Origin of the sequence: Nonlabens sp. (assembly GCF_965657255.1) — a bacterium.
GTDB lineage: Bacteria > Bacteroidota > Bacteroidia > Flavobacteriales > Flavobacteriaceae > Nonlabens.
On record NZ_CBFHNM010000002.1, the window covers coordinates 1 to 13,432 of the forward strand.

Annotated in this window: 10 protein-coding genes; 1 reads left to right on the forward strand and 9 read right to left on the reverse strand. The window is 36.7% G+C overall.

Going from position 1 to position 13,432, the window contains the following annotated elements:
* The 9 genes from ACTF54_RS02430 to ACTF54_RS02470 all read right to left on the reverse strand — a co-directional run.
* Positions 1-5,079 (reverse strand): fibronectin type III domain-containing protein (locus ACTF54_RS02430; protein WP_438968664.1); only part of this gene is annotated, 5,079 nt, incomplete at its 3' end.
* A gap of 184 nt (positions 5,080-5,263) precedes the next feature.
* Complete coding sequence (locus tag ACTF54_RS02435; RefSeq protein WP_347195480.1) at positions 5,264-6,070, reverse strand: enoyl-ACP reductase FabI; 807 nt, start codon at positions 6,068-6,070, stop codon at positions 5,264-5,266.
* Between the two features lie 31 nt (positions 6,071-6,101).
* Positions 6,102-7,781, reverse strand: a complete 1,680-nt coding sequence (gene recN / locus ACTF54_RS02440) for a DNA repair protein RecN (RefSeq protein WP_438968665.1) — start codon at positions 7,779-7,781, stop codon at positions 6,102-6,104.
* 83 nt (positions 7,782-7,864) lie between these two features.
* Complete coding sequence (locus tag ACTF54_RS02445) at positions 7,865-8,767, reverse strand: DUF4835 family protein (RefSeq protein WP_347195482.1); 903 nt, start codon at positions 8,765-8,767, stop codon at positions 7,865-7,867.
* Positions 8,742-9,950, reverse strand: a complete 1,209-nt coding sequence (coaBC, locus tag ACTF54_RS02450; protein ID WP_347195548.1) for a bifunctional phosphopantothenoylcysteine decarboxylase/phosphopantothenate--cysteine ligase CoaBC — start codon at positions 9,948-9,950, stop codon at positions 8,742-8,744. Before coaBC ends, ACTF54_RS02445 begins: the two co-directional genes overlap by 26 nt.
* A gap of 13 nt (positions 9,951-9,963) precedes the next feature.
* Positions 9,964-10,290, reverse strand: a complete 327-nt coding sequence (locus ACTF54_RS02455; protein ID WP_347195483.1) for a DNA-directed RNA polymerase subunit omega — start codon at positions 10,288-10,290, stop codon at positions 9,964-9,966.
* A gap of 5 nt (positions 10,291-10,295) precedes the next feature.
* A complete protein-coding gene (locus tag ACTF54_RS02460; RefSeq protein ID WP_347195484.1) occupies positions 10,296-11,105 on the reverse strand; it encodes an outer membrane protein assembly factor BamD in 810 nt (269 codons plus the stop codon).
* Positions 11,106-11,183: 78 nt separating this feature from the next.
* Positions 11,184-12,062: a 4-hydroxy-tetrahydrodipicolinate synthase gene (dapA, locus tag ACTF54_RS02465; protein ID WP_347195485.1), complete on the reverse strand. Its 879-nt coding sequence runs from the start codon at positions 12,060-12,062 to the stop codon at positions 11,184-11,186.
* Between the two features lies 1 nt (position 12,063).
* The gene (locus ACTF54_RS02470; RefSeq protein ID WP_438968666.1) at positions 12,064-12,576 is read right to left on the reverse strand and encodes a DUF6913 domain-containing protein; all 513 of its coding nucleotides are present in this window, start codon (positions 12,574-12,576) and stop codon (positions 12,064-12,066) included.
* Positions 12,577-12,630: 54 nt separating this feature from the next.
* Here ACTF54_RS02470 and ACTF54_RS02475 point away from each other — a divergent pair, with 54 nt between their 5' ends.
* Complete coding sequence (locus tag ACTF54_RS02475; protein ID WP_347195487.1) at positions 12,631-13,428, forward strand: 5'-nucleotidase; 798 nt, start codon at positions 12,631-12,633, stop codon at positions 13,426-13,428.
* Positions 13,429-13,432: the final 4 nt, after the last annotated feature.

Consider the following 13,432-nt stretch of genomic DNA (forward strand, 5'->3'; position numbering starts at 1 on the left):
AAAAGAAAGATCCGTAGGAACATCACATGACGGAGGTGCGGCACAAGTTACATTTGCTTCCCATCCATCTCTCTGACTTGAACCATCAGATGACCATACGAAAGTTAAACATCCTGATGTGCTCGTACCGATTAAAGTTTCTAATGTTAAATCACCAGTACCAGATCCATCGTCCCAACACCACTCGTTATCTCCATTTGGTGTTGTAATAATTGGGAAAGTAGCATCTGGACCATCATAGATAGTTAGACCATCGTAACAGCTACCAGAAAAAGAATTATCTTCCATTTGATTAGAAATGAAATCAACATAAACTACATCACCAGCATTATCAGGACAAATATTGTAAGTGATTGTTTCATTATTTTGGTATTGACCTGATGCTCCACCAGAATCTAAAAATAAATCGCCACCACAATAATCTGGCGTGGTAGAAATAGTACCGCATACTTGCATAGACAAATCATTTGCAGCAAGATCACAAACAGCAGTTACACATACTTCATACTCAGTACTTGAAAGTAATGAAGAAATAGTTACACTATTTGTTGTAGGGTTAGGAGTTATGGTTGTAAAAGCCATCGCACCTGTTTCTCTGTACTCCACTATAAACTCTGATGCACTTGCATTATCCGTCCACGTAAAGTCAAAAGAAGAAGAATTGACTGCACTAAAAGAAAGATCCGTAGGAACATCACATGACGGAGGTGCGGCACAAGTTACATTTGCTTCCCATCCATCTCTCTGACTTGAACCATCAGATGACCATACGAAAGTTAAACATCCTGATGTGCTCGTACCGATTAAAGTTTCTAATGTTAAATCACCAGTACCAGATCCATCGTCCCAACACCACTCGTTATCTCCATTTGGTGTTGTAATAATTGGGAAAGTAGCATCTGGACCATCATAGATAGTTAGACCATCGTAACAGCTACCAGAAAAAGAATTATCTTCCATTTGATTAGAAATGAAATCAACATAAACTACATCACCAGCATTATCAGGACAAATATTGTAAGTGATTGTTTCATTATTTTGGTATTGACCTGATGCTCCACCAGAATCTAAAAATAAATCGCCACCACAATAATCTGGCGTGGTAGAAATAGTACCGCATACTTGCATAGACAAATCATTTGCAGCAAGATCACAAACAGCAGTTACACATACTTCATACTCAGTATTTGAAGGTAATGAAGAAATAGTTACACTATTTGTTGTAGGGTTAGGAGTTATGGTTGTAAAAGCCATCGCACCTGTTTCTCTGTACTCCACTATAAACTCTGATGCACTTGCATTATCCGTCCACGTAAAGTCAAAAGAAGAAGAATTGACTGCACTAAAAGTAAGATCCGTAGGTACATCACATGACGGTGGCGCAGCACACGTCACGTTTGCTTCCCATCCATCTCTCTGACCTGAACCATCAGAAGACCATTCAAAAGTTAAACATCCTGATGTGCTCGTACCGATTAAAATTTCTAATGTTAAATCACCAGTACCAGATCCATCGTCCCAACACCATTCCGTGGCTCCATTTGGAGTCGTAATAATAGGAGATGTATTGTCTGGACCATCATAAATAGTTAAACCATCCCAACATCCTGCAAATGAATCTTCCATTTGATTAGAAATGAAATCTACATAAACCACATCACCAGCATTATCAGGACAAATATTATAAGTGATTGTTTCATTATTTTGATACTGACCTGATGCTCCACCAGAATCTAAAAATAAATCTCCTGCACAATAATCTGGTACTGTAGAAAAACTAAAAGGACCTGTGTATAGACTCACATCACCATTTCCACAATTTGCTCTTACATACACCTCGTAAAAAGTACCACTAGATAAGGAAGAAGTGGTGTAAGGGTTTGTAGTTGCCGATTCTGTAGGTGTTCCCGTAGGTGTACTTCCTTGTTCAACAAATTCAACATCCCATAACATTTCTGTACCATTAGATGTCCATGCGATATCTGCAGTTGTAGTGGTAACATTTGTTACATCTATATCTGTCACTTCAAAACAGGTAGGTGGCGCAGCACATGTATAGTTAGCTTCCCATCCATCACCTGTAGTAAAACCATTAGAAATAAATTGTATGGTAAGCGCACCGTCTGGGTTGGTAGCTCTATATAATCCTGTAGCCCTAACATCAGCATCTAAAACAGGTGCTGCTGTGTCTAACCCATCATACACAGAAAGTATATCTGTAGTAGGTAAATCTAAAGCAGTAAATGTCAAGGTCACAACGTCACCAGCATTTTCTGGCAGGTATGTGATAGAATAGTTTTCATTATTGGAAAAGTCTCCAGTAGCACCACCTGTGTCAAACACAACATCGCCACAAGCGGCATCTGTGGTCACAGAAAGAGGACCTATCCACACACTTTCATCTCCAGCAGCACAAACCGCTCTTAAATATAGATCATAAGTAGTGCTTGATGTAAGTCCGGTTACCGTAAATGGATTTGTTGCAGCTGCAACTATCGTTCCTGTTCCTTGAGCTTCACCGGCATCAACATATTCAATCTCCCAAGCAGTTTCTGTACCTCCATTAGTCCAAGATAAATCTAAGGTAGTTGCTGTTGAAGCATCTAGAGTTAAACCTAAAGGTGAAGGGCACGTCGGAGCCTCTGCTATCGTAACGTTATCAATAGCAATATCAGAGGCAAAATCTGCTCCTCTTGTTGCTCTAAATATAATTTGAAAAGTTTCCCCTGCAAATGCATTTAAGGCGATATTTAAATTTACATAAGGGTCTGTATCTAGCACTTGTTGCGTTCCTGTAATAGTCCCAACAACGGTATCCACACCAGATGCTCTCACTATAACTTCTAAAGAACCTATATCAACACCAGCCATGTGGTAGTCAAAACCTACAGATGGGATTGTCAACGAACTTGAATCAAAAAGAGGAGTTATTAGATCAGCAATATCATTTTCCGTACCGTTAGATCCTTCCGCATAAAAATAATTCCCTGTTGTAACTGAAGGGGCTGGACCTGTTCCACCAGAAGCAGTCAGAGTTCCAGGAGCGAGTACCCATGCATAATTTGAGTTATCAGTAGAATAGCAGTTTTCAGAAACAAAAGCATCGGCAGCACCAGGGAAACCAGATGTTGTAGGGGTAAAACCAACTTCAAAATCTTCACTATATGGCGTGGTTTCAGCATCACATTGTGTTATACCACTTATAGGCCCAACAACTGAACTTTCATCACCAGAACCGCAAACTGCGGTAATATAAAAATCATAAGTAGTGTTTTGAGTCAAGCCTGGAACACTAAATGGATTAGTCATTGCATTAACAACTGTCCCGTCACCAGGAAGAAATCCAGTTGCACCATATTCAATATCCCATTCGGTTTCAGTTCCACCAGCTTCCCAAGATAAATCTACAGTAGTAGGTGTAGATCCATCAACAACAACATCAAAAGGTGTTGGACAAGCAGGAGGCGCAGCACAAGTAACATCTGCGATAAAACCAGCTCGTTGACCAGAACCATCAGAATCAAAAACAAAAGTCAAACAACCAGAAGGAAGCTTTCCAATAAGTGTTTCTCCTGTCAAATCTCCCGTACCAGAAGTGACATCCCAGCACCAGCCTTCATCACCACCTGGAGTTAAGATGATTGGAGAATTAGTATCAGGACCATCATAAATAGTTAAATCATCCCAACATCCTGCAAATGAATCTTCCAGAATAAATTCTAAAAATTCTACATAGACTACATCTCCTGTGTTATCAGGACACACTGTATAGGTAACTAGTTCGTTTGCTGAATAATTCCCTGTTGGACCACCACTATCTACTAATTGATCACCGTTACAATAATCTGCTGGTGTCAATACTTCTGCACAAACTGGGGTTGATCTATCTGTAGGTGCACAAACCGCAGTTACACAAATATCATAAGATGTCCCAGACATTAAACCTGTAAGTGTAAAAGGATTAGTGTTAGCGATTACAGTTGTACCTGTACCAGCAGTTAAAGGTGCTGGACCATATTCAATTTCCCATTCAGTTTCTGTTCCTCCATTATCCCATGCGATATCTACAGAGGTCTGATCGATATTACTAAAAACGATATTCTCAATATCTGGACATGATTGTAAAGTTGAGGCTGTGTAAGGACCTGACCAGCTACTAAAATCACTCATACCGCAATCGTACCTAACGTAGAAAGAATATTCAGTATTAGAAGTTAATCCAGTTATCTGTGCAAACGTCCCAAAGAAACCTTGAACAGTTTGACCACCTGCATCTCCTTGATTGAAAGGAGCCACACCATAATTAACTTCATAGTTTGTGCTACTATTACCATTATCATCCCAAATAAATTGAATTTCAGATGCAGTTTCATCTTGAGAAGCAAAGTTAGTAGGTGCCGGACAAGATTCTGTAGTTGTAAAATTAATAGGACCTTGATTACTGCTTATATCGCCCATTCCACAATCTGCTCTTACATAGACATCATATGCTGTTTCTGACATTAATCCATCGATAGTCCATGGATTAGAAGTTGCATTATCCGTAATTCCTGTACCAGGAGTAAATCCTACAGGACCATACTCTACTTCCCAGGCTGATTCTGTACCTGTTGCTGTCCAACCAATATCAGCACCGGTAGCCGTAATATTATTAGTAGTTAACGTAGTAACTGCAAAACAAGTAGGACAAGTTGCAGTACCAACAAAAAGGTCCATCGCAGATGCTTGATTTATAGGAGAAGCATAAACCTCTATACCTTCTGAATCAAGAAGCCTGAAACCAGCGTCACCAGGAAAGAATGTCGCACGATAATCAATTTCAATCGCATCGCCATCATTAACAGTAATGGTATAATTCTCTACAACTGTTGTTGCTGGTGTGTTTGGAGAAGAGTTTAATACTAAATAGGTAGTTACAACTCCGTTTATACTTACATCTACACCTGCATTTGCAGCTAAGTTGTCACCTGAATCCCATTCATTACCGAAATTATCGGTGAGCTCTAGCGTGTAGTCACATTGCGCTATGGACAATGAGGAGACTAAAAACGCTACGATTAGTAGTAATTTTGTTTTCATTTCGTTTTGGATTTAATTTTAAAAGCACCAATATAGGATTATTGTTATAATTAACATTACTTTATAGGTAATATTTACATCTAATCATTACAATTTAACATAATTCGCTTTCGCGAAAGCGAAAAAACAAAAAAGCCTTGTCACAATAACAAGGCTTTAAATTAATTATTATTGATGTATTTGATTAAAACTTTTCAATCACTTCTTGGCTTACGCCGGTATTAGAAAAACCACCATCATGGAAGAGGTTTTGCATAGTGACTTTTTTAGTATAATCAGAAAATAAAGTCATAGTATACTCTGCACAGTCTTGAGCAGTAGCATTCCCCAAAGGACTCATTTTTTCTGCATAATTAATAAAACCATCAAAACCTTTAACACCACTACCAGCAGTTGTAGGCGTAGGAGATTGCGATATGGTATTTACTCTTACTTTTTTATCCTTTCCAAAGAAGTAGCCAAAACTACGTGCGATAGATTCTAAATATGCTTTATTATCTGCCATATCATTATAATCAGGAAAAGTTCTCTGTGCAGCCATATAAGTTAGTGCTACAATACTACCCCATTCATTCATGGCGTCATTTTTATGAAGCGTTTGCATCACCTTATGAAAAGACACTGCACTAACGTCCCAACCCTTTTCTGTGTATTTATAATTTTGATCTGTATAAGCATTTCCTTTACGCACATTAACACTCATACCTATAGAATGCAGTACAAAATCTAATTTACCACCTAAAATCTCTACAGATTTAGTCACTAAGTTTTCAAGATCTTCTACACTAGTTGCATCGGCAGGTATGATCTGACTTCCTGTCTTTTCTGCAAGCTCATTGATTTGCCCCATACGCATCGCTACAGGAGCATTAGTTAATACAAAGGTTGCTCCTTCATCGTGAGCAAGTTGTGCTGTTTTCCAAGCAATAGAATTTTCATCCAACGCGCCAAATATTATACCACGTTTTCCTTTTAATAGATTGTAAGCCATAGTTCTTGATTAGAATAGCAAATATATAAAACTAATTGAGTAGCGCACGTGCATTTTCCCTTGCAGCATCAGAAATTGTTCCACCACTTAACATCTGGGCAATTTCCTCTAGCCTATCGTCTCCATCAAGACGCTGTATAGTACTGTAAGTCATTTTTTCATCGGTTTGCTTTTTCACAATTAAATGATCATCTCCAGCTGCTGCGATTTGTGGTAAGTGCGTTATTGCCATCACTTGCATTTCTTTACTCATTACCGTCATTATATCTGCCATTTTAGTAGCGATAGCACCACTTACTCCAGTGTCAATTTCGTCAAAAATGATAGTTGGTAATTTTTTACATCTAGAAAGTATCGATTTAATAGCTAACATAAGTCTAGAAAGCTCTCCGCCAGAAGCAGCTTTGTCCAGTGGTAATAATTGAGAACCTTTATTTGCTGTAAACGTAAACTGAATTATATCCTTACCAGAATCACCAAAATGATCCAACGGTAGCAACTCAATTTTAAATTGAGCGTTGGGCATACCTAATTCAATTACTACTTGGATTATTTCTTGTTCCAAGGATACTTTATGTTTTATCCTTAAGTCGTGTAGTACCTTACTTATTTTAAGTAATGACTTTTCTGACTCTTGTAATAGCTTTTCTTGTGTTTTAATCTTCTTTTCTAATCCTTGGGAAACAAAAACCTTATCAGCAAGCTCATCTCTCAATTGAATCAATGATGGTACATCAACCGCTTGATGCTTTCTGTATAGATTCTCAAGAATAGTTAATGATGTATTTATTTGCAACAATCTTTCTGGGTCTGCCTCTACTTTGTCAGCTTCTCGTGAAGATTCTTCATAGACATCTTCTAATTCTAATAATACTGAGGATAGCCTCTCTCTTATGGATGTATAATTAGTTGAATAACTACTTATGCTTTGTAACTTATTTTGCAGCTGCCTCAATTGATCCAGGATTCCATGATCATCTTCACTCAACGACGTATTAAATTCTGTAAAAACTTCTGTAATAGTTTCTACATTACTTAATTGCTCATTTTCTTCTTCTAAAGCAGTTTGATCAATTTTATCAAGGTGCACCGATTCTAATTCTTCTAATAAAAAGTTATTATAATCTAGTTCTTTAGACAATAAGGCTTCTTGAGATTGTAATTTTTTAAGCTCTTTTTGAGCATTTTTAAAAACAACCAACTCTCTCTTATAATTATCAAGTATTAATAAAGCAGGTTCTTTAGAATTCTTTGTAGCCTCGATAATATAAGCATTCAAAACCTCTGCTTGAAAAGTATCTTTAGAAAGCTGTAATGTTTGATGTTGAGAATGTATATCTACAAGACGCTTACCTATGTTATTCATAACAGCAAGCGTTACTGGCGTATCGTTTATAAAAGCCCTACTTTTTCCAGAAGGCAAGATCTCTCTTCTTAAAAAACTTACATTTTCATAATCTAGATCAAACTCTTGAAAAAGATCCTTTAAACCTAAGGACGTTATTTCAAATTGAGCTTCTACTATACATTTACGAGATGTATCCCTAATGGCACTTAAATCTGCCCTATTACCCAGAATCAATACTAATGCACCTAATAAAATAGACTTTCCAGCACCGGTTTCACCAGTAATCATGGTCAGATTTTTTTGAAGATCTAATTCTAGTGAATCGATCAATGCAAAATTTTCTATTTGAATTTTTTTAAGCAACTTGTTTCCAGTATTTAAGCAGCAATAAGGCTGCTAGATTATAAAGTATAAAGCTAGGTAAAAACTAGATACAAAAAAAGAAGCTAAACTTTAATATTACGCCATTTTGAGGACTGATTAGGCGCTAATTTTTGCAGAGACGCCTTTAAGTCTCTAATATCTACCGAAGGACCAGACGAATAAATACTCATAATTTCATCTGCCTTAGCATCAAAAAAAGAGCGTTGTAATAAGCTATTAGGCCTACGGTCGTTGAGAGCCTCAAATTGTTGTATATATTTCTTTAGAATAATCTTACCAGATTTTGGGTCCTTTGCAAAAACATCAAGCCCCTTTAAATGATAGGCATACATGATTTCGCGATACTCTTTATAAGTTTCAGAAAGCATGTCGTCGTTAAGTCTAAATCTAGAGATAAGACCATCGCTCGCTTTCCACCCAACAGTTCCCTGAGAGCCTTGAGCCAGGTTCACTATGTTTTGCGCCTCTTCATGAAACTCTTGTCCACCTCTTAGTTCAAAAGTATCTGCGTCGATGCCTAAGATGGTATAGGCATAGAAAGATATGAGAGAAATCAAGTTATTCTCATACTGATTCTCATTGTAAAAAAAAGGAGCAAACTCTACATATTCAAACGCAATGTCATTATCCTTAAAATTAAAGATAGAAGAGGAATAAGAAGAATTAAAAATAGGTCTAGAAGCTGATATTTGAAAATTCCCTCTAAAACGGTCATTATCAAAAGTGGTTACCACAAATACTAAAGACGCATTGATCTTTTCTTCATCCTTAAACTTTTGATCAGTCCATTTTGTATTATTCAAAAATTCTTGCAATGAAGTTTCTAAGGTTTTAAAAATGGTCTGATCCGGTTGCGCAACGTTTTGAGCATTGACTTGAACCGAAAAATTAAATTCTTGAGCGCTTACAACACAAACTGTCAATAGTGCTATTAACAGACTATAAAATCCTTTTGATAATTTCATTAATTATATCTTTTGCTACCTCTGTTTTGGGTTTAGTTTCAAATGTAGAGGTGTTTTTATCCTTATCTATAATCGTAATTTTATTGGTATCAACACCAAAACCAGCACCTTTATCTCGCATAGAATTTAAAATAAGTAAATCGGTCTGTTTTTTCTCTACTTTCGCGAAAGCGTGCTCCAATTCATTATCTGTTTCTAAAGCAAAGCCTACTAAAAACGGCTTCTTTTCCATTGCTCCTACACTTGCTAATATATCGGGATTTTTTACCAACTTTATAGTTAACGTATCTGACTTCTTTTTTATTTTCTGGTCAGCAGGATTTGACGGTCTATAATCTGCAACCGCTGCGCTAAAGATAGCAACATCTACCACATTAATGATTTCATGAACTGCATCATACATTTGCTGTGCACTTTTTATATTGACTCGATCAATCAATTCATGCTGACAAACAACATGGCTGGGACCCATGATTAAATGAACTCTAGCTCCTTGAGTTGCTAACTCCATTGCAATTGCAGCACCCATTTTACCGCTACTATGATTTCCTATAAAACGCACAGGATCAATAGCCTCGTACGTTGGTCCTGCCGTTATGAGACAGGTTTTCCCTCGTAAGGGAAGCTGACTTTCTATATGCTGTTCTATAAATTGAATAATCTCTTCTGGCTCTGCCATACGACCTTTACCAGAAAGCCCACTTGCTAATTCTCCATCTCCTGCAGGAATCATAAGATTGCCGTATGAAGCTAGTTTATCGAAGTTTGCTGTTGTGGATGGATGTTTGTACATGTCTAGGTCCATCGCTGGAGCAAAATAGACAGAACATTTTGCGCTACAATAAGTGGCTAGAAGTAGATTATCAATCGTACCATTCACCATTTTACTGATGGTGTTTGCCGTTGCAGGGGCAATAATTATTAAATCTGCCCAAAGACCTAATTCTACATGATTGTTCCATGTATCATTTTCATCTTCTTCATTAGTGAAATGAGTAAGAACTGGGTGCTTAGAAAGTGTGGATAATGTGAGTGGCGTAACAAAATCCCTTGCAGCAGGAGTCATTACCACTTTAACAGTTGCGCCTGCTTTAATAAGCAGGCGCACAAGATAAGTTGTTTTGTAAGCAGCAATACCACCGGTTACACCTAGCAATATTTTCTTACCACTTAAAACTGATATCATTTTATAAGATTTACTCTTCAGCAGCGCCAGTGTCTCTGAAGTATATTTTACCTTGTAACCATTCTTCAACAGCAATTGCTGCAGGCTTAGGTAAACGCTCGTAAAATTTAGAAACCTCAATTTGCTCTTTGTTCTCAAAAATTTCTTCAAGAGAATCATTATAAGTAGCAAATTCTTCTAGCTTTTCTATAAGCTCTTCTTTAACGTCTGTATTAATTTGCTCAGCACGTTTTGCTATAATAGAAATTGCTTCATACATGTTTCCTGTAGGAGCAGTTAAAGCATCTCTATTATACGTAATAGTCGTGTTAGGAGCTGTAAGATTTTTAGTATCCATTGTTCTTATTTACTTGTATTCTTAGAATTATAATCCTCTATTTTAGCGAGTATGTAGTCTGCATCTTCTTTATATTCACTATTAGGATATCGTTTTGCAAAGGTATCATAATATTCTTTAGCTTTTGCTAGTCTTTCAGCAACTAATTGAGGAAAGCTATTGATACCGTATTCATATTGAGATTCTAATAAATAAAATTGCGCGTCATCTTGATAATCAGATCCTGGATGATCTAAAATAAAGTTCTCAAAGGCACTTATCGCATTAATATATCCACCTCTAAAGTTTCCAAAGTGATGGTATTGTTTTGCAATCTCGTATGACTTTTTATCTAACTTATCTCGCAACTCTTCTACCATTATGTTAGCCTCTGGAGCATAATCCCCAGAAGGGTACACATCAATATATTCTTGTAATTTTGTTAGGGCGATCTTTGTATCTGTTTGATCTTTGGAGTAAATAGGAGACATTTGATAATGACTCTTTGCCGCCATAAACAAAGCTAGCTGTGCATTCTCATTTTGTGGATGCGATTGAATAAATCGCTCATATTGATAGGCACTATTGATATAGCTTTCGTCTTCATACAAAGCTTTAGCATATTTAATTGCCATAGGCGCGGCGCTATCCGTACCTCTATACACAGGTATGATCTGATCAAATAAAGCTAGACTTTTGCCATATTTTCCTTTTTCAAAAAGCGTATCTATCATAGCAACTTTTGTAGCATTATCCTCAGATTTTAAAGCCTTTTGATAAGGACCACAACTTGTAAGGGTAAGAACTAAAATAAATACAATAAGAAGGTTTTTCATAAATAATTGTAATGAAGGGCAAAGGTAACTTTTTCTATGGAAAAAGAAAGAACGTTCACACTGCTTAACGTAAGGATTCTAATTCTCGTATTGATCTATAAAAGTTTTTAATCTATCATTAAGATTATCATCTATCTTTACTAAAGGTAATCTAACTTCATTGCTGCACAAACCTAGATGATTCAACAATGATTTTATTCCTGCAGGATTTCCTTGCTCAAAAATCATATCAATACTCGCAGCAATTTTATAATGCAACTCATACGACTCTCCTACATCGCCATTTAACGCATAACGAATCATATCAGAAAAATCTTGCGCTATCGCTTGACCTATAACTGATATCACTCCGGCTCCACCTGCTAGTGTCATCGCGTTTGCAATCATATCATCTCCCGAAATTACTAGAAAATCCTTTGGAGTGTATTGAATCATTTTCATGGCTTGAACTAAATCACCAGCAGCTTCTTTGATCCCTACTACATTATCAAATGCCGCAAGCCTTACAACGGTTTCAACAGACATATTTGATGCCGTTCTTCCTGGAACATTGTATAGAATCACAGGTAAAGGACTCGCTTCAGAAACTGCTTTAAAATGCTGATAAATTCCTTCTTGAGAAGGTTTGTTATATGAAGGTGAAACAGACAAAATAGCTGTGAAACCAGATAAATCTGATGTTTTAAGCTCATTAACTACTACTGCCGTATCATTCCCGCCTACTCCTATTACCATAGGTAAACGGTCACTGTTAGCTATTTTAATAGTCTGGATGACCTCTTGTTTTTCCTGTTTAGTAAGCGTCACACTTTCTCCAGTCGTACCTAGCACAACTAAATAGTCAATACCATTTTCAACTTGATGGTGCACTACTTTTGTTAACGCATCATGATCAACTACTCCTTGAGCGTTGAAAGGAGTTACCAGAGCAACACCAGTACCGATTAATTCTTGCATTTTATGGATTAAAGATTTTTAAATATTTGGCAATTTCGGAGATAAATAACTCCTGCTTTGTTAATGGAACGTTAACTGCGAGATCGTAAGTGATTTCTTCATGACTAGCATATCCTACCTTAAGATTGCTGTCCATCTTCATCATCACATATTTTATTACCTTACTAGGTTTATCAAGGTAGTTAATTTGTAAATCATACTTTTTTCCCAATATGGCAGATAGCTTTGGATCTTTTAATCCACCAGCCCATCTTATTGAGTGATTATCAAATAAAGTTACACCTTCTATCGCCTTTTTCTTAACATCCTTAGTAAAAGCTACCAACGTCAGACAGTTAAAAGGTATATTTAACTTTTGACACCATTCCTCAAAAATAGTTAGATCTATCCATCGATCTGCATCAAAAATGATTACTAGTGATTTAGGCCAGCATTGTTGATGATCTCTAGAACTATTTTCTAAATTACGAAACTCTTTGCGCAACCATCGCTGCTTTAAAACGTCAAAAATCATGTACTTTTACTACTTAAATGGTTTCACAAAAATAGCACAATAACAAGAGGCTTTATGAAAAAATATACGATAGAAAAAAGGAAAGGCTTTTTGGGTTATTCCGCTTTCGCGAAAGCGGCAGTAATAACAACCATCCTGCTCGTTTCCTGTAATCAAAAAGATTACCGACTAGCTAAGGTTACTGGTAGCAAAACAGAGATAGACACCACTATTCAAAGCATCCACGAAATCGATGAATTTATCGCGCCATTCAAAAAATCATTAGACGTTCAAATGGACGAAGAATTAAGTTTCAATCCTGTTTCCATGAATAAAAACGATTATAAGTACAATACTCCTTTGGGTAACATGCTGGCCGCAATTGTACTCGAACAAGGAGAACCTATTTATACATCTAGAACTGGCAAAAACATAGATGTAGTTTTATTGAACCATGGTGGCATAAGAGCAGGATTGCCTGCTGGACCAGTTACCATGAGAAGAGCTTATGAAATCATGCCGTTTGACAATGAAATTATTATCGTTGAACTTACTGGCGAAAAGATGAATGAATTGATCAATTACCTTATCGATCGTAAAAGTGCTCACCCATTTAACGGTATGCAAATCATTTTAAATGCAGATAACAGCATTAACAAAGTTTCTATACAAAATAAGCCGCTGGATAAAAGTAAAACCTATACCGTAGCAACTAGTGATTATCTATACAGTGGTGGTGATAACATGAGCTTTTTTAAGGAAGCACCGATGGTAAAAATAGATTATAAAATACGTAATGCAACAATCGATTATTTTAAGAAAGTAGATACTATTAGATTTGAACGCGACAACCGATTTGAGGTTCTAGATTAAAAAG

Coding starts and splice junctions, on each gene's coding strand:
- ACTF54_RS02455 (WP_347195483.1), bottom strand. CDS start 10,290: ATGGATACTAAAAATCTTACAGCTCCTAACACGACTATTACGTATAAT.
- ACTF54_RS02445 (WP_347195482.1), bottom strand. CDS start 8,767: ATGAAATTATCAAAAGGATTTTATAGTCTGTTAATAGCACTATTGACA.
- dapA (WP_347195485.1), bottom strand. CDS start 12,062: ATGCAAGAATTAATCGGTACTGGTGTTGCTCTGGTAACTCCTTTCAAC.
- ACTF54_RS02435 (WP_347195480.1), bottom strand. CDS start 6,070: ATGGCTTACAATCTATTAAAAGGAAAACGTGGTATAATATTTGGCGCG.
- ACTF54_RS02460 (WP_347195484.1), bottom strand. CDS start 11,105: ATGAAAAACCTTCTTATTGTATTTATTTTAGTTCTTACCCTTACAAGT.
- ACTF54_RS02470 (WP_438968666.1), bottom strand. CDS start 12,576: ATGATTTTTGACGTTTTAAAGCAGCGATGGTTGCGCAAAGAGTTTCGT.
- ACTF54_RS02475 (WP_347195487.1), top strand. CDS start 12,631: ATGAAAAAATATACGATAGAAAAAAGGAAAGGCTTTTTGGGTTATTCC.